The following is an 18,234-nucleotide window of genomic DNA, read 5'->3' as shown; positions in this document are numbered from 1 at the left end:
GCGAAAGACCCGGACGATTCCGGACATGCGCGCCATCCGGCGCATTGTCGTCCACCGCGCGGCTCAGTGTTGATGCCCCGGCCTCCAAGCCAGATCGTCAAGGAGCTGGTTCGCCCATAGCACAATCTGGTCGGAGGTCATGGGTTGCTGTCCAAGAGACCCGTTGAATGGTGCCGGAACCAGCAGCTGATGGGTGACGGGACGGTACTGAGTGCCCTTGTAGATCCTGGCCATGCGCATCTGGACGGATTCGGGTGGGTCGATGCGGCCGATGCGCACACGGTTCGATTGGGCGAGGATCTCCGAGATGCCAAGCTTGCGGGCCTTGAACTTGAGGCGGGCCACGTCGAACAGCGTCTCGAATTCCACCGGCGGCTTGCCGTAACGGTCGGTAAGCTCCTCCTGCAGGTCCTTGAGATCGGCTTCGTTCCGTGCGGAGGCAAGCTTGCGGTAGGCTTCGAGCCGCAGCTTGTCCGAATCGATGTACTCCACCGGGATGGAGGCCTCGATGGGCAGGTCGACGGATACCGCGATCGGCTCGACGGTCTCCTCGGGTTCCTTGTATTTCTCGACGGCTTCGGAGACCATGCGCACGTAGAGGTCGAAGCCGACACCTTCGATATGTCCGGACTGCTCGTCTCCCAGCAGGTTGCCGGTGCCTCGCAATTCCAGATCCTTCATGGCCACGTCGAAGCCGGAGCCAAGCGCCGTATTCTGAGCGATGGTGGCGAGCCTGTCATGCGACTGTTCGGTCATCGGCTTCGACGGGTCATACAGGAAGTATGCGTAGGCGCGTTCGCGGCCGCGGCCGACTCGACCGCGCAGCTGATGGAGTTGGGAGAGGCCGAACCGGTCGGCATGATCCACGATCAGCGTATTGGCATTGGAGATATCAAGGCCGGTTTCAATGATGGTGGTGCACACCAATACGTCGATGTCCCGATGCCAGAAGTCGCGGATGATCTGATCGAGCTGCTTCTCCCCCATCTTGCCGTGCGCGATGCCCACACGGGCTTCGGGCACAAGCGTATGGATCTTATCCGCGATGTGGGAGATATCCTGCACGCGGTTGTGTACATAGAACACCTGGCCGCCGCGCAGCAGCTCGCGGCGTACGGCGGCGGTGATCTGCGCGTCCTCATAGGCGCCCACATAGGTGAGCACGGGAAGACGGTCCTCGGGCGGGGTGGCGAGCGTGGACATCTCGCGGATGCCGGTGACAGCCATCTCCAGCGTGCGTGGGATAGGCGTCGCGGACAGCGAGAGCACATCCACATTGGTGCGGAGGGCCTTCAGTGTCTCCTTATGTTCCACGCCGAAGCGCTGCTCCTCGTCGATGATGACAAGTCCCAGGTCCTTGAACCTGATTTTCGGGTTCAACAGCTTATGGGTGCCGATGACCACGTCCACCGAGCCTGCCGCCAGTCCCTCGATGGTGGCGTTGGTCTCCTTCGCGGTCTGGAACCGGCTCATGGCTGCGACATCGACCGGAAAACCTTCGAAACGTTCGGTGAAGGTCTCGTAATGCTGCTGCACAAGCAACGTGGTGGGTACGAGCACCGCCACCTGCTTGCCGTCCTGTACGGCCTTGAAGGCGGCGCGTACGGCGATTTCGGTTTTGCCGAAGCCCACGTCGCCGCATATCAGCCGGTCCATGGGGACCGGCTTCTCCATGTCGGCCTTGACCTCGTCGATGGTGGTGAGCTGGTCGGCGGTCTCCTGATACGGAAACGCGTCCTCCAGTTCCTTCTGCCATGGGGTGTCAGGGCTGAAGGCGAATCCCTTGGCGCGCTGACGTGCCGAATACAGCTTGATCAGATCGTCGGCGATCTCATGGACGTGCTTCCTGGCCTTGGCCTTGGTCGCCGCCCAGTCGGAACCGCCGAGCTTGTTGAGCTTCGGCGTTTCCGCGCCGATGTATTTGCTGACCTGATCGAGCTGGTCGGTGGGAATGAACAGTTTGTCGGCCGGGGCGCCCCGCTTGGATGGCGCGTACTCGATGACCAGATATTCGCGCGTGGTCTTGTTCGCCCCGGTGCCGATGGTGCGTTGGCGCATTTCGACGAATCGTCCGATGCCGTGCTGCTCGTGAACCACATAATCGCCTTTTTTGAGCTCCACGAGGTCGATGGCCTTGCGCCGGCGTTTCGGCGTCTTGGCAACGGCCACGGCCGACGTGCGACCGGTCAGGTCGCGTTCGGTCAGCAGCGCGACCTTTGCGGCGCCGTCGACGAAACCGTCGATGGCTTGCGACCGGATGGTGTCGAATGAGGCGACGCCCGTGGTGTTGACCGCACGTTTGAGTCTGGCCAAGGTGCCGGCGGCCGCAGCCGTGATCGTCACCTGGAAGCCGGCGTCGATCAGTCCTTCGATGCCACGTGCCGCTTTGGATTCGTCGCCGCGGAACTCGGCCGGGTTCTGCGCATCGAGCTGCACATGGCCCGGAAGCGTGGCGTCCACACCGAAGCTGGTCAGACGAATCACATCATGTTCGGAATACTCAAGCGAACTGATGGTCTCCGCATAGTCAAGGAAGCTTGCCTCGTCGAAGCTGATGGGCGCACCGGCGCCGTGCCCGGCGGCCGCCACATGCCAGCTGGCGGCGAGGAACTCATTGGCGGTCTTGGCGAGGTCTTCGGCGGATCGGCGCAACTTCTCCGGGTCGCTCAGCACGACCACCGCATGCTTGGGCAGCATGGAGGCGACCGGCTCCAGATGATCCACCAAAGCCGGCATCAGGGATTCCATGCCTTCCACGGGAATGGCGTTGGCGATGGATTCCAGCATGTCCTCGGCGTTGGGGATCGAACCGATCAACGACTTGGCCCGCGCCCGCACGTCATCGGTCAGCTGCAGCTCACGACATGCCGTGGCCCAGATGGTGTGCATGCCGTTGCCATACGTGCGCTGGTCGGAGGCATGGAACTCCTTGATGGAGTCGATCTCGTCGCCGAAGAACTCGATACGCACCGGATGCGGTGCAGTGGGCGGGAACACGTCGAGAATGCCGCCACGCACGGCGAATTCGCCACGGTCCATTACCAACTCGACGCGCGTGTAGGCGTTCTCGATCAATCGCTTGGCTGCCTCATCGAGGGCAAGCTCCTCCCCCACGGTGAACACAAGTGGATCCACATCGCCCAAACCGGTGACCACCGGCTGTATCAGCGAGCGGATCGGCATCACCAGAATGCGAATCGGGCCGAACATCGGGTTGTCGGCATCAGGATGCTTGAGCCTGCGGAATACGGCCATGCGGCTGGCCACGGTATCGGCGCGCGGGCTCAGACGTTCGTGTGGCAGAGTCTCCCAGGCTTCCAGCTGTGCAATGTCATTCGGGTCACCGTCATACCAGGAGCGCAGCGCTCCCACGGTCTCCTCGGCCTCTCGTCCGGAGGCCACGACCATGACCACCGGCTTGCCTGGGTTGCCGCGTACGCCCTGTGCGATGGCCGCGACCAACGCCGGCCGCAGTCCTTCCGGCATTCCGGCCAATACGGACGGATCCGCGGCAGCCGCATCGGGGTCGATCTCGCCTGCGGCGAGGGCGAGGAAATTCGGGTCCCGATTCAGCTCGTCCAGCAATCCGACAAGGGATCCGTCAACGGGCTGCCCGTTGGACGCAGCGGCTGCGGAGGATGCGGAGGTCATGGACGATTTCGCGGCGTCAGCGGCCATTGAACTGCTCCTGCGTCTTGGCGAGCCCCTTGAAGATGATGTCTTCGGCGGCGTCGGCGCCATCCGCAAGGAATTCAGGCAGCTGCTTGCGCTGATCGGGACCGAATCCTCCGAGCACCCAGTTCACGGTGTTGTCGTGCGCATTGGGGCCTCGCTTGGCGTGGCCGACACCCATGCGTACGCGGGCGTATTTCGGCGTGCCGAGCGAACGGTCTATGGATTTGATGCCGTTATGTCCGCCTGCGGAGCCGCCCGCCTTGACTTTGATGCGGCCGAATTCAAGATCCATGTCGTCGTGGACCACCACGATATGATCCGGTTCGATCTGGTAGTAGGCGGCGATGGAGGCCACGGCATTGCCCGACTCGTTCATGAATGTCAAGGGCTTGGCCAGAAAGAACTTGACGGTGCGTCCGTCGAGGTTCATCGTGCTTTTGCCCAGCATGGCCAGGCCCTTGTGGTCGGCGAAGTTCACCGACCATCGTTCGGCGAGCACATCCGCCACCATGAAGCCCATGTTGTGACGGGTGCCTTCATACTTCTTGCCGGGATTGCCCAGTCCTGCAATCAGCCAAAAATCCGATGCCATGTCGCTCCTCGCTGCTTCTCACGCACTTCCGTTGCCGTACCCGGCGTCGCGCAATCGGCATGTGGCGGGGCGGCAAATCAACCTTCAGAATTGTACTCGGCCCACCTCGACTTCACCACGGTACTTCGCCGCGCACAGGCACGGACCACGGCGACCCGTAACGGCCTACAGGTCGAGGTACCAGTAGGACATGTCCCGCATGGTGCCGGTGGAGTCGGTAGCGGCCGCCGGCATCAGCCCGAACCGGGTGAAGCCGAAGCGGTTCATCAGCGCTATGGAGCCGGCGTTGTCGGCGAAGATGATGCCGCAGGCCTTGCGCATATGACGGGCCCGGGCCTCGTCGAGCAGCTGTTCAAGCAGGAAGGTGCCCGCTCCCCTGCCCTGCCAGTCGGTGTCGATGTAATACGCCAGATCAGTGACGCCGTCATAGCCGGCACGGTCGTAGAAGACCGATAACGCACCGAACCCGACGACCTCCGTTCCGTCACCCGTGCCCTCTTCGGAATCGGTGCTGTCCTCGGGGTTGGCATCGTCATCCATCCCGCCGCGGTCTTCGGCCACCGACGGCGTCGCCCCGGTATCGTCTCCGGAATCGACAACGACTTTCGATGCGATGCCTTCGGAACCGACGCCGTTCCCCGCTTCGCCGCCGCTGCCCGCCGCGTCACCGCTTTCGGTCGTCGATGCCTCCACCACGAAGACGCCGTAAGGAGGCTGATGCGATTCGACCCATGTCCGGCGCTGGTCGAGGCTGCGCGGGGTGAGGTCGGCGGTGGACCCACCGGCGATGACAGAGGCGTTGTAGATGTCGGTGATGGCCTGAAGGTCCGATTCGACGGCCGGTCGGAACATATACGTATAGGACATGCGCACAGCCTAGCATCGCCGCGCGCGAAGAGGTCGGTTCTGGGCATATACCGGCCATGTACCGACGCCAAATAACGGTTCTGGGCATATGCGTGTCAGATATGGCTCAAAAATCGCCTGTATCTGACACGCATATGCCCAGAATGTCGTATAAGGACCGTGCATGCCCAGAATAACCGGCCCGATTATGCCCAGAATTCCATGAAGTCGGGCTTGGGTCTCTGGAGCTACTTGTCGAGCTCGATGGCCTTGTTGAGGGCGTCCTCGAGTCGCTTTTGCGCCTCGCCGTAGGCAGTCCAGTCGCCGTTCTTCATGGCGGTCTGACTGTCCTTCATGGCCTGTGCGGCATCGTTCAGCGCCTGCTGGAGTTCAGGACTGCGCGCAGTGCCGGACTGAGTGCCGGAATCGGACTGACCGGGCTGATCGGACTGGTCGGAGCCTGCCGAGTTATCGGTAGTCCCCTTGTTGTCGGTCTTTGCGGAGTCGGAGGCATCCGAGCCATCGGCGTTGGCGGCGTCTCCGGCGTTGGCGCCGGAATCACCACCAAACACCTGGTCGAGCGCCTCATCAAGCGTGTCCGCGAAACCGACCTGATCGCCGAAGGCCACCAGGGTCTTCTTCAGCAGCGGGAAGGATGTGGCGCCGCTGGACTTGACGTATACGGGCTGCACGTAGACCAAGCCGCCACCGAGCGGCAGTGTGAGCAGGTTGCCGCGCACCACATTGGTGTCTCCGGATTGCAACAGGTTGAGCTCCTTGGAGACATCGGCGTTCGCGTTGAAGTTGTTCTGCGCCTGACCGGGGCCTGGGACATTGGAGTCCTTGGGCAATTCCTGCAGCCTGATGGTGCCGTAGTTGGAACCGATCTCACCTTTCTGGTTGCCGGCGTCGGAATCGACCGAAAGGAATCCGGTGAGAATCTCACGCGTGGATTGGCCTGCCGGGATATAGGTGGAGGTCAGGGAGAAGATGGGTTCCTCAGTGCCTCCGGTCTGCAATGTCAGATAGTACGGTGGCTGGAGAATATCCTGATCCTGCTGGGCCTGGGATTCGGTCGGATCGACCGGGGTCTGCCAGAAATCCTCACCTGAGTAGTACTGGTTGGCGGAGGTCACATGGTACTTGGACAGCAGTTCGCGCTGCACCTTGAACAAGCCTTCCGGATAGCGCATGTGGCTCATCAGGTCGCCGGAGATCTCGCTGAGCTGATGGTATTGGCCGGGGAAGATCTGCTCCCATGCCTTGATGACCGGATCGGAGGTGTCCCAGACATAGAGATCCACGGAACCGTCGTAGGCGTCCACGGTGGCCTTGACCGAATTGCGGATGTAGTTGGCCTGCTTGGCTCCCAGCGAGGAGACCGTCGAGGAGGAGACCGTGGTGGAATCCTGCGTGGAGGTGCCGAGGTTGGTCATCTGCGAATACGGGTAGGCGTCGGATGTGGTGTATCCGTCCACGATCCACTTGACGCGACCATCGACCACGGCCGGATAGACGCGGCCGTCGAGTGTCAGATACGGCGCGACCTTGGCCACACGTTCCTTCGGGGAGCGGTCATAGAGGATCTGCGAGGCCGACGTCACTCGGTCGGAGAACAGAATCTGGTCGGAACCGAAGCGAATCGCATAGAGGATACGGGAGAACAGGTTGCCCACCGAGGGGCCGCCGTCGCCCTTGAAGGTGGTCAGGGCGCCTTCCGAACCGGTCGGATAGTCGAACTCCCACGACTTGGTGCCCTCGGGGGCGCCGACGATGGAGTATTCGGTGGCGTTCGGCGAGAAGTAGATGCGCGGCTCGTATTTCTGGGTTTCGGTGAGCTTGCCTTGTGTCGGGATGCCGTATTCGAAGAATTCCGGTTGGCCATCGGCCGTGACCTTGTTGCCGTAGGCGGCAACGACGCCATATCCGTGGGTGTACACGGTGTGGTCGTTGACCCAGTTGCGGTTGTCGTTGCCATCGAGGTCGAGCTCACGTGCGGCGATCACCGTATCCTGGGAGACGCCATCGATCTCATACTTGTCGACTGCGAGCGTATCCGCGAATGTGTAGTACTGCTTGGATTGCTGCAGCTGCTTGAACGTGGGGCTGACGACCTGCGGGTCGAGCAGACGAATCTGCGCGGTGGTGTCCGCCTCTTTGGCCAGCGCGCCCTGCTCGCCCTTGCTGGTGACCTCATATTGCTCGGTCTTGAGCTTGTTGAGGCCATAGGCCGCACGTGTGGCGTCGATGTTGCGCTGGATGTACGTGGATTCCATCTCCTGGGCGTTCGGATTGACGCGGAACCGCTGCAGCAGCACCGGCCATGCCACAGTGAGCACCAGCGCGACGACCACCGTGGCGGAGATGGAGATAACGGGGATACGCCATGCCTTCAGCGCCGCCGAGGCGCGCACGCCCAGGGAAGCCGGCCCCTCAAGCGCATGGGAGCGCATGAGCCATACGCCGAGCACCACGCCGAGGATGGCGGTGAGCGCGGCCATGATGAACGTGACCGGGATGTTGGCGTGGACCGCCGTGTATGAAGCGCCGGTGATGCGGGAGCCCTGCACGGTGAGCTGATCGAAGACGCCCAGCACCTGACGCGCCGACCATGCGAGCATGTTGAGTATCAGCCAGATACCCAGCTGGCGGCGGGTGCGCTTGGTGATGGTGAACAGTCCACGGCCATTGACCGGCATCGTGATTCGAATGCCGCCCATGAGCACATGGGTAATCAGCGAGAACACGATCCCCACACCCAGCAACATGGAAATCGCGGCGAGCACAAGTTTGAGGCCAGGCAGCACGAACACATAGAACCCGTTGTCAAGACCGAACTGGGGATCCACAGTGTCGAAGCTCTGCGCATGGAACATGAGCAGGATCTCGCTCCAGTTGGCATTGAACTGTGCACCGAAAATCGCGCCGACGATCAGCGATACCACCACCGCCACACGGCGTGCGGTCTTCGAGCTGAACGACTTGCCGACTTCCACCACGTCACCGTTGATGCGGATCGTGGAGCCGTCGGAGGAGTCGGGCCGTGCCCGGATGGCCAACCATGCGGCCACGAATCCCGTCAATGCCATGAGCAACGCATATGCCACCCACAATCCGACCTTGACTCCCAACTGCACCCAGACCACGGACTGGAATCCAAGCTGTCCGTACCACATCAGATCGGTAATGAACTGGGACAGGCCGAAGAACAATCCGACGACAACAACCACCGCGAGCACCACGCCGATCATGATCCTGGTGCCGCGCGAACCTCCAGCAGCGCCGGAGTCCGGGCGGGACGTCAGTCGCGGACCGGCCGGCCCGCGCGGCGGACGACCTCCCCCATTGGAGGCATGTGGCGCGCCATTGCCTGAAGCGGGGCCGTCCCCATCGGCCTGAACGTCAAGGATGATCGGATCGTCGTCCGACTGTTTGCGGGCGCGACCATCTGCGTCGCCATTGCCGAAAAAAATGGAAAAAGGATCGTTGAAAGACATGGCTCCCAGCGTACAGACAGGCCACGAACGGGAGTTATGCCGCCAGCGCACAGGGAGCCGTCAGGACATCTTGGTGGTCTGCCTCTTACATTACGAGACGGATCATTAGGTACCTGATTGGGGCTTGCTCCCCTCAGCCGCGTACCGCTCGGGAGCTCCCTTCAGAGAAGGACTCCCAGGATGGACCGCACAAGGCGGTAGCGGTTTCATTGTCATTTGAGGAAGAGCAGCGGAAAACTAACCGCGCGAGTAGAGGCCATGTTTGCCGATGTATTGGACCACGCCGTCCGGCACGAGGTACCAGACCGGCTCGTTATGCTCGGCGCGGCGACGCACGTCGGTCGAGGATATGGCCAAGGCGGGAATCTCCAACGTATCCACTTTGCCTTCCGGCAGCCTCACCCCTTCAGGGCTTGAGTACCCGGGACGGGTCACGGCGACGAAGTGGGCGAGGTCCCACATCTGTTCGGCATCCTTCCATTGCATGATCTCCGCCACTGCGTCGGCGCCGGTGATGAAGAACAGTTCGGCATCGGGATGTTGGCTGCGGATGTCTTTCAGCGTGTCGATGGTGTAGGTCACGCCGGGCCGGTCGATGTCCACCCGCGATACGGTGAATTTGGGGTTCGATGCCGTGGCGATGACCGTCATGAGATACCGGTCTTCGGCGTTGGTGACATGTTTGTCGAGCTTGAACACGGGCCGGCCGGTGGGCACGAAGATCACTTCGTCCAGATCGTACACCCATGCGACTTCGGATGCCGCCACCAAGTGGCCGTTGTGAATCGGGTCGAACGTTCCGCCCATGATGCCGATACGAGGGCGGGTGTGCCAGTTGCCACGCGCGGAGAGCCGATCATGGCCACGGGTCCCGGTGAACCGGTCGGACAGATCCGACATGCGCCGAGTTTGTTCCTCATGCGAAATCGCGATGAGATCGGTGGGTTCATTGCCGCTCATGCCTGACCGCCTTCGCCTGAGGCATCATCGGCGCTTTCCGTCTCCCGTTCGATTTCGTCTGCAGTGGGATCGCTTTCCTGCGGATCGATCTTACCCATGTCCTCATCCCATTCCTCCTGCACCACGCGGCGAATCTCCGCGAAAGTGGGGAGAGGAAACTCCGGCTGATACAGTCTGCGCACTTCCGCCACGCGTTCGGTAATGCGGATCAGCGTATCGGTCATGCCATCGATGTCGCCGTCATGCTCCATCTGGCTGAACTTGGCGATGTAGCTCTCCATGAGCTCCATGTGCTCGCGAACCACCTTCGCCTGGGCTTCGGTGAGCTCGACCACTTCAGGCGAATCGATTTCGGGCCACCCGATCAGCACCGCATCGGCATATTCCAGTGAGGCGCGTTGAGCGGCGGAGGCTATGCCATCTTCGATCTGCACCAGAAATACGTAGCGTACAATGCTCAGACGTTCTGCGGCGATCTTCAGCCCGATCTGCCAATCATCGGCCTTCGAACCGTCATTCGAGCCGGAAATGGCATCGTTCATGGTATTCTCGGCGTTCTCGCTCATGCACGCACCTGTCCTGTTCCGTAGCCGATCCACTTGGTGGTGGTCATCTCCTGCAATCCCATCGGCCCTCGGGCATGCATCTTCTGGGTGGAGATGCCGAGTTCGGCGCCGAAGCCGAACACGCCGCCGTCGGTAAAGCGGGTGGAGGCGTTGACCATGACCACTGCCGAGTCTATACGCTTGGTGAAGGTCTCGATGGCTTCGTAGTCTTCGGCAATGATCGATTCGGTGTGTCCCGTGGAGTGGCGGTTGATATGCGCGATGGCATCATCAAGGGAGTCCACGACTTTGACGCCCATTTTGAGCGCCAGGTATTCGGTGTCCCAATCCTCGTCGGTGGCGTGGTTGAGCGCGACGCCTTCAATCGCGGCGCCTTCGATGATGTCATAGGAGACGGCATCCGCCTGCAGCACCACGTTCGCCTGCGCAAGGGCCGTGGCGATGGCGGGCAGGAACTCGGCGGCCACATCCTTGTGCACCAGCAGTTTTTCGGCTGCATTGCATACGCCGACACGCTGCGTTTTGGCGTTGAGAATGATGGGAATCGCCTTGGCGAGGTCACCGGACCTGTCGATGTAGATGTGCACGTTTCCGGCACCGGTCTCAATGACGGGGACTTTCGAGTTCCGTACCACCGCTTGAATCAGACCCGCTCCGCCACGCGGCACCAACACATCGATATGGCCACGCGCCTCCATCATGGCGGTGGCGCCGGGCCGGCCGTATTGGTCGACCGATTGAACCAAGGCGGCATCGAAACCATGCGCTTCCAGTACGGGGGCGATAACACTGAGCGTGGCGGCATTGGTGCGTTCCGCCGCATGGCCGCCTCTGAGCAGCGCGGCGTTGCCGGATTTCAGACATAGGCTGGCCACGTCGACGGTGACGTTCGGCCGGGCTTCGTAGATCATGCCGATGACTCCCATCGGCACGCGGGTCTGCGTCAGGCGCAATCCATTCGGCAGGTTGTAGCCCCGCACGATCTGCCCCACCGGATCAGGCAGCGTGGCCACATGCCGTACTCCTTGCGCGGCTGCGGCCACCCGCGGCACATTGAACAGCAGGCGGTCGAGCTTGCCTGCATCCATGCCGCTTTCCTTGGCTTCGAGCATATCGAGGCCGTTCGCCGCTTCGATGTCACCGGCATGCTCGTCAAGCGCATCGGCGATGGCGAGCAGCAGTTCGTTCTTGGACTCGGTGTTCGCACGGGCCAGCGCCTCCTGCGCGCGGGAGGCATGATCGGCCTGATCGCAGACGGCGCGGAATATCTCCGGATTCAAAGCATCGCTCATAACAGTCAAGGGTAGCTCAGAACACGGCGCAATTCTTGCCACGACTCGATTTTGCGGCACAAATAATAGCGCGACCGCAGCGGCGTCCATACATGGGTCCTAATGCTCGCCGCTAGCATACAATCCGTGGAGGTCAGCTCTGGAAAGGCTCTGCACAACGAGCAGCCTGACTTATACCGGCGATCCAACCAAATACGGCGGCTCCTCATTATCGAGGGGCCGCCGCTCCAATCCGGCATCAAACCGGCCGCATGAGTCGATGCGCGGGGCCGATCGGCGAATCGGTCAGTGGATCTGGTCGAGGTCCGGGTAGAGCGGGAAGTCCTCGACGAGCTTGTCCACGCGGGCTTTGAGCGCGGTCACGTCGGCGGAAGGGCCGGCGGCGAGCGCGGTGCCGATGATGTCGGCGACCTCCTCGTATTCCTTCGGCCCGAAACCGCGCGTGGCGAGCGCGGAGGTGCCGATGCGAAGGCCCGAGGCGACCGAGGCCGGACGCGGGTCGAACGGCACGGTGTTGCGGTTGATGGTGATGCCGCAGGCGGCGAGCAGGTCCTCCCCCTGCTTGCCGTCCATCTCGGAGTTGCGCAGGTCGACCATGACCAGATGCACGTCGGTGCCGCCGGTGAGCACGGTGATGCCGTTCGCCTTGACGTCGTCAGCGAGAAGACGGTCGGCGAGGATCTTCGCGCCGTCAAGCGTACGCTGCATGCGGTCCTTGAACTCGGGGGTGCCGGCGACCTTGAAGCTCACGGCCTTGCCTGCCACCACGTGCATGAGTGGGCCACCCTGCTGGCCAGGGAACACCGAGGAGTTGAGTTTCTTGGCGTACTCCTGCTTGGCCAGGATGAAGCCGGAACGCGGGCCGCCGAGCGTCTTGTGGGCCGTCGACGAGACCACGTCCGCATACGGCACAGGGCTCGGATGCAGGCCCGCAGCGACAAGACCGGCGAAGTGGGCCATGTCGACCCAGAACTTGGCGCCGACCTCGTCGGCGATCTCCTTCATGGCCTTGAAGTCCTCGATGCGCGGGTAGGCGGACCAGCCTCCGATGATCATGGCAGGGTGGGTTTCGAGCGCGCGATGGCGGATGATTTCCGGGTCGATGCGGAAGGTCTCGGGATTCACACCGTAGGCTTCGGCGTGGTAGAAGCGACCGGAGAAGTTGATCTTCATGCCGTGGGTCAGATGGCCGCCATGGTCAAGCGCAAGACCGAGCACGGTGTCGCCGGGCTTGACGAGCGCCTGATAGACGGCGGCGTTGGCCTGTGCGCCGGAGTGCGGCTGCACGTTGGCGTATTCGGCGCCGAACAGGGCCTTCGCGCGTTCCCGGGCGATGGTCTCGATCTGGTCCACGTATTCGCAGCCGCCGTAGTAGCGGCGTCCGGGGTAGCCCTCGGCGTACTTGTTGGTGAGCACGGAACCTTGGCATTGCAGTACGGCTCGCGGCACGAAGTTCTCTGATGCGATCATTTCCAGACCGCCCTGCTGGCGATGCAGTTCGTCGTCGAGCAGTGCGGCGATCTCGGGATCGGTCTCGCTTATGGGCGAGTTGAAGACATCGGTTGGGGTCTGGGCGAGTGATGAAGCGGTCATCTGTGCTCCTTTGTCGGTGCGGGCAACGACTGGCATGCCGTTTGGGCGTCGAGTGTACGACGTGTTTGTGGCCGTGCTGTTTCCTTCATACGCCGAATCGAACGAATTTTCCCGATGATTGGCAGAAAACCACGGGACATGCCGTCTCGAGATATGGACTTGACCGCATGGGCTTGACCACGCATCTCCCCGATTCGCGAAACGTGTCTTCGATGCCGATCTGTCGAACGACATGTCGAACAATCTGTCATGCGAGACGTCGCACCGCCTACGCCCATGCCGGACGCTAGAATGGTGGGGACTCGATTCACCCCTCGATAAGGCCGTTCGTCATTCACAGACTAAGGATTTCAACCGTGGCTACCACCTTCCATTCCACCCGTTCCACCACCGACTCGCTGACCGCCAAGCAGGCGATTCGCAAGGGCATCGCCGATGACGGCGGACTGTTCGTCTCGGACGACCTGGGCAAGACCAAGGTGGAAATCGGCGAACTGGCCGGCAAGACCTACCAGCAGATCGCCGCGGATGTGCTGAGCGCGCTGCTGCCGGACTTCACCGCCGAAGAACTGAACCAGTGCATCGCTGATGCCTATGGCCCGCAGTGGTCCGACGAACGCATCACGCCGCTCAAGCCGTTGGGCGACGACTATATCCTCGAACTGTTCAACGGTCCGACCTCCGCCTTCAAGGACGTGGCGCTGCAGATTCTGCCGCGTTTCATGGCTCACACCACTCCGGCCGATGGCGATGCGGACGAGAAGATCATGATCCTGACCGCCACCTCGGGCGACACCGGCAAGGCTGCGCTGGCCGGTTTCGCGGACGCCCCGGGCACCGCCATCACCGTCTTCTACCCGGAAGGCAAGGTGAGCCAGGTCCAGGAACTGCAGATGACCACGCAGACCGGTTCGAATGTGAACGTCGCCGCCGTCGAGGGCAATTTCGACGACGCCCAGTCCGCGGTCAAGCGAATTTTCGGCGATAAAGTGCTCGCCAAGAAGCTCGCCGCCGACTCACATGTGGTGCTCTCCTCCGCGAACTCAATAAACGTGGGCCGTCTGGTGCCGCAGGTCGTCTACTACTTCTCCGCGTACGCGCAGCTGCTGGAGCAGCAGGTCATCAATGTGGGCGACGAAGTGGAGTTCGTGGTTCCGACCGGCAACTTCGGCGATATCCTTGCCGGCTACTACGCCAAGCTGCTGGGTCTGCCGGTCAAGCACCTCGTGGTGGCCTCCGACAAGAACAACGTGCTGTTCGACTTCCTCACCACCGGCACCTACAACCGTCAGCGCCCGTTCTTCCAGACGATCTCGCCGTCGATGGACATCCTCATCTCCTCGAACCTCGAGCGCATGCTGTATTACTTCTCCGAGGGTGATACACGACTGATCGCCATGCTCATGAACGACCTCAACAAGTGGGGCACGTATGAGGTTCCGGAGGAGCTGCTGGCCAAGATCCGCCAGATCTTCGGTACCGGCTGGGCCGACGAAGATCAGGTGCGCGAGTCCATCAAACACTGCTGGGATGAGAACCACTACGTCATCGACCCGCACACCGCCTGCGGCTACTACCTGCTTGAGCAGATGCCGCGCGACCCGCTGACCCCGCGCGTGCTGCTCTCTACCGCGAGCCCCTACAAGTTCCCGCGCGTGGTGAACGAGGCGTTGGGCTTCGACGCCACCGGTACCGACTTCGAATGCATGGACGTGCTCTCCCGCGAGACCGGCACCACCGCTCCGGCCGCCCTGCGCGGGCTGGAGACCGCTGAAGTGCGGTTCGCGAGCGTCGTGCCGATCGACGGCATGGAACGTTTCGTGGCGAATGCCGCCGAATCGCTGTAACGTTCCGTCAGGCATCCTCTGGGGAATAGAAATACTCTGGGGAACCATAACAGGGGGTGATGGCTGCCTGCCATCACCCCCTGTTTCGTCGTGCCGACGGTCTGATCTACAGATCCGATCAACGTTGCATCGGTCCGGTAATGGGACGAAACATAAGTATTTCACGACAATGGGTTATGTTTCGACCCGTTTCATATATGCAGAACGGGTCGAACCATAACCCGACATCGTCGTTTAGTTATGTTTCGACCCGTTTCCCACCCTGTGCCATAGCCGGCGACGCATATACCGACGGTGTCACAGCTCCTTGGCATTGAAGATGCGGACGGCGATGCCCATGGACACGCCGTATACAGCGAAGCAGAACGCCGCACCGACCAATACGCTGCGCCAGGGCACCGACAGGAACTCGAAGACCGTCAGGATAATCGGCTCCCACGGAATCGGCAGGAAGGAGACCAGCGCAGCCAGCAGATACAGCGCGCCCATCATGACGGCGAACACGATCATCAGCTGGCGGATGCCGAACCGATAAGTGCAGGCCAGCATGACGGACCCGACAATCATCGACATCGCGAACACTGTCGCAGCTACGGCGGCGACTCCAATGCCATCCACGACGCCATCGGCAAGCACGTTGAAGACGATGCGGCACACAACCACCTCCACGCTCCACGCCACCGCCGAGGCCAGCAGATACAGGAACCTGCCGACCACCTGCGGCGTGCGGGCAATCGGGACAAGCCCCGCCATCGCGCGATGACCGTCCTGATCCTCCATCATGGACGGAACCAATGCCATCATCCATCCAGCCACCACGGCCAACCCGGTGATACCGCCCATCAACCCGCCAGCCATTCTGGCATCCATGCCGACAAATCGCACCAGCACGCCGACCACTACGGAGAACAGGAGCACTGCCCCCATGACCAGCTCATAGCCCAAATCGGACGAGCCACGGGCGACATCGAATCGCATCTGAGCCAATGACGACCGCCATACAGTCCGTCGGGAGACCAGAACATCCTTGCCCATGATGCTCACCATTCCTTCCGTTGATAGATACGTGCACTGATTGCATAGGACACCGCATAGAGCGCCACCGCAATCGCCAAACCCACCACAGCAACCGGAACCGCATGGGAGCCCAGAACAGCGAACACGCCAAGCACACTGGCAGTGAATCCGTGCGGCAGCTCGCTCCACATCAGGAGCACCGCAAGGAATATGACATACACCACGAGAAGCCCTACCTGCAATCCGTTGACGCTGTTCGAACGATACCCGAGCGGTATCCATATCGTCACGATGGCCAGCACAATGAGCAGCGCGCCCACTGTCATCGGCATGTTGGCCGCCAACGACCAGTCAGACACCGCCAACGACTGCACGAGATTGAGCAATGCAACCATCACGGACGCGATCAACGCCATCATCAAGCCCAAGACATATCGCGACAGCACCTGGATATGTCGAGCAACCGGCATCAGCGCCCGCAGACGATAGCCGCTCTGCACATCGACGACCGCCATCGTGACGATCAGCGCGCCAAACGAATACGTTTCCATCGAGACGCTGAGCATATACCCGAAGTCGTTCCGGAACGCCAAGAGGAACACGAACGGCATCAGGATGATGAGTGGATATTGAAAGACACCTTCGGCGAACAGGTAGACGAGATCAAGACGCATCGCCGATATCAGCGCATGTCCCCGGGATTGCATGTCGGCACGAGCGCCGCGAGCCACGCTGCTCATCACAGCACCCCCTTGTTGTCATGGCGGGTATTGGTCAGGCGGATGATGTCGTCGATGGATGCACGTTCCACGGCGAGCCCCGGCACGGCCCGCATGACTGTCGCAAGGTTCTCGCCACGGACCAGTGCATCGAAGCCGGTCTCATAGACATGCGAGCCGAGCACCATGTCCGCCGGCAACTGCGCGAGTTCGTCCGGACCGCCTTTGACCAGCTTGAACGATTCCTCGAACTCATCCTTGGGGCCGGTGAAGTACAGCCGACCACCGGTGATGTAGGTGATGAAGTCGGCGGCGCGCTCAAGATCGGCGGTGATATGCGTGGAGAAGAGCACCGAATGCTCGCCATCCTCGATATAGGCATGGAGCAGGTCCATGAGCTCGTCGCGGGCCAGCACGTCCAATCCGCTGGTCGGCTCATCCAGGATGAGCAGCTTGGCGTCATGGCTCAGGGCTATCGCGAGCATGAGCTTCATCTGCATGCCGCGGGAGAGCGACTTGATGCGCTTGCTGCCGTTTTCCTTGCCGGCAAGCCCGAAGTCGACAAGCCGACGCTGGTACAGATCATGGTTCCACGTGGGGTACAGCGGTGCGACGATCCTCTCTACGTCTTTCACCTTCCACTGCTCGTAGAGATAACTGGAGTCGAACACCACGCCCAGCTGTTCCTTGACGGCTTCCTCGTCCTCAAGGTTGTCAAGACCTAGCACATGGATGTCGCCGGCGTCGCGGCGGATCATGTTGAGGATGAGCTTGATGAGCGTGGATTTGCCGGCGCCGTTTGGACCGATGAGACCCATGATGTATCCGGCCGGCAGGTCGAAGGTCACGTCCTCCAATGTGAAGCCGGAATCGTAATGCTTGGTCACGCCAGTGACGGACAGTGCCGTCGGCGTGGATTGCGGTGTGAAGGCGGTCATCGCCATACTCCTTTCGCCTGTTGCATTGCATATGCCGATCAGGCGTATGCATCAGTTCGCTCGGTACTCTTCGACGAGCATCTCCCCCAACCGCTCCAGCGGCATGTCTGCGGCCTTGGCGGCGCGGCTGGCCTCCGCGAGATTCGTGCGAACCTGGGCCTCGAGCTGCTGTTTCATGAGCTCGTTGCCCTTGTCCATCACGAACGTGCCCTTGCCTTGGATGTTCTGCACCACGCCCTCGTCGGCCAGTTCGTTGTACGCCCTGGTGACGGTGAGTACGGAGATGCGCAGTTCCTTGGCGAGTTTGCGCAGCGAGGGCAACGCCTCGCCGGCCTTGAGGTCGCCATCCAGCACGGCGGTGCGGATCTGGGTTTTGATCTGCTCGTAGATCGGTTCACCGGACACGGATGAGATGATCAGTTTCATCTATGCCCCTTTCGATGGTTATTGATTGGGTTCCAGCCTCCCCACCCGTCGGTTGTTCAGCTGTTATATATAACAGTATAACTGTTTGGCAAAACTGTCAAGGTGTGTTGCATAACAGTTGAACAGTAGTGCAGCGGTTGGTGATTTGGTAGAACAGGGAGATATAGCGACGAACCGCTCCCCTCAGTCAGCTCCGCTGACAGCTCCCCTCAGAGAGGGGAGCCGAAGGGGCAGGTCGCCACACCTGCTTTTCATTCCTGATGAGA

12 protein-coding genes and 2 pseudogenes are annotated in these 18,234 nt (G+C 61.4%); 1 reads left to right on the top strand and 13 read right to left on the bottom strand.

Translation table 11 applies throughout. From position 1 onward, the window contains the following. Positions 1-63: 63 nt before the first annotated feature. The 9 genes and pseudogenes from mfd to glyA form a co-directional block, all read right to left on the bottom strand. The gene (gene mfd / locus BREU_RS07500; RefSeq protein ID WP_044088709.1) at positions 64-3,651 is read right to left on the bottom strand and encodes a transcription-repair coupling factor; all 3,588 of its coding nucleotides are present in this window, start codon (positions 3,649-3,651) and stop codon (positions 64-66) included. A 16-nt stretch (positions 3,652-3,667) separates the two neighbouring features. Next, positions 3,668-4,267: an aminoacyl-tRNA hydrolase gene (gene pth, locus BREU_RS07495; protein WP_044088556.1), complete on the bottom strand. Its 600-nt coding sequence runs from the start codon at positions 4,265-4,267 to the stop codon at positions 3,668-3,670. A 165-nt stretch (positions 4,268-4,432) separates the two neighbouring features. Further along, positions 4,433-4,744: pseudogene (locus BREU_RS11590) on the bottom strand (N-acetyltransferase family protein); the annotation flags it as partial. A gap of 210 nt (positions 4,745-4,954) precedes the next feature. Next, positions 4,955-5,134, bottom strand: a pseudogene (locus BREU_RS11585) (N-acetyltransferase family protein); the annotation flags it as partial. Between the two features lie 227 nt (positions 5,135-5,361). Beyond that, positions 5,362-8,610: a UPF0182 family membrane protein gene (locus BREU_RS07485; RefSeq protein ID WP_044088559.1), complete on the bottom strand. Its 3,249-nt coding sequence runs from the start codon at positions 8,608-8,610 to the stop codon at positions 5,362-5,364. 237 nt (positions 8,611-8,847) lie between these two features. Next, positions 8,848-9,510, bottom strand: a complete 663-nt coding sequence (gene nadD, locus BREU_RS07480) for a nicotinate-nucleotide adenylyltransferase (RefSeq protein WP_375137533.1) — start codon at positions 9,508-9,510, stop codon at positions 8,848-8,850. Between the two features lie 56 nt (positions 9,511-9,566). Beyond that, positions 9,567-10,112 carry a hypothetical protein gene (locus tag BREU_RS07475; RefSeq protein WP_044088710.1) on the bottom strand — a complete coding sequence of 182 codons (546 nt, stop codon included), beginning with the start codon at positions 10,110-10,112 and terminating at the stop codon, positions 9,567-9,569. 20 nt (positions 10,113-10,132) lie between these two features. Beyond that, a complete protein-coding gene (locus BREU_RS07470) occupies positions 10,133-11,518 on the bottom strand; it encodes a glutamate-5-semialdehyde dehydrogenase (RefSeq protein WP_258184886.1) in 1,386 nt (461 codons plus the stop codon). A 195-nt stretch (positions 11,519-11,713) separates the two neighbouring features. Continuing rightward, positions 11,714-13,021: a serine hydroxymethyltransferase gene (glyA, locus tag BREU_RS07465; RefSeq protein WP_044088562.1), complete on the bottom strand. Its 1,308-nt coding sequence runs from the start codon at positions 13,019-13,021 to the stop codon at positions 11,714-11,716. A gap of 356 nt (positions 13,022-13,377) precedes the next feature. Between glyA and thrC the strand changes: the two genes are divergently transcribed. Next, on the top strand, positions 13,378-14,868 hold the full coding sequence (thrC, locus tag BREU_RS07460; RefSeq protein WP_044088563.1) for a threonine synthase: 1,491 nt from the start codon (positions 13,378-13,380) through the stop codon (positions 14,866-14,868). Positions 14,869-15,165: 297 nt separating this feature from the next. On the opposite strand, the gene BREU_RS07455 is transcribed toward thrC, so the two are convergent. The 4 genes from BREU_RS07455 to BREU_RS07440 are packed head-to-tail and all read right to left on the bottom strand — an operon-like array spanning position 15,166 to position 17,968. After that, complete coding sequence (locus BREU_RS07455; RefSeq protein ID WP_044088712.1) at positions 15,166-15,903, bottom strand: ABC-2 transporter permease; 738 nt, start codon at positions 15,901-15,903, stop codon at positions 15,166-15,168. A 5-nt stretch (positions 15,904-15,908) separates the two neighbouring features. Next, on the bottom strand, positions 15,909-16,625 hold the full coding sequence (locus BREU_RS07450) for an ABC-2 transporter permease (RefSeq protein ID WP_044088564.1): 717 nt from the start codon (positions 16,623-16,625) through the stop codon (positions 15,909-15,911). Next, positions 16,625-17,548 carry an ABC transporter ATP-binding protein gene (locus tag BREU_RS07445; RefSeq protein ID WP_414133021.1) on the bottom strand — a complete coding sequence of 308 codons (924 nt, stop codon included), beginning with the start codon at positions 17,546-17,548 and terminating at the stop codon, positions 16,625-16,627. Before BREU_RS07445 ends, BREU_RS07450 begins: the two co-directional genes overlap by 1 nt. A gap of 45 nt (positions 17,549-17,593) precedes the next feature. Next, complete coding sequence (locus tag BREU_RS07440; protein ID WP_044088567.1) at positions 17,594-17,968, bottom strand: GntR family transcriptional regulator; 375 nt, start codon at positions 17,966-17,968, stop codon at positions 17,594-17,596. Positions 17,969-18,234: the final 266 nt, after the last annotated feature.

This window comes from Bifidobacterium reuteri DSM 23975 (genome assembly GCF_000741695.1).
GTDB lineage: Bacteria > Actinomycetota > Actinomycetes > Actinomycetales > Bifidobacteriaceae > Bifidobacterium > Bifidobacterium reuteri.
This window is presented reverse-complemented; position numbering and strand designations above follow the sequence as displayed.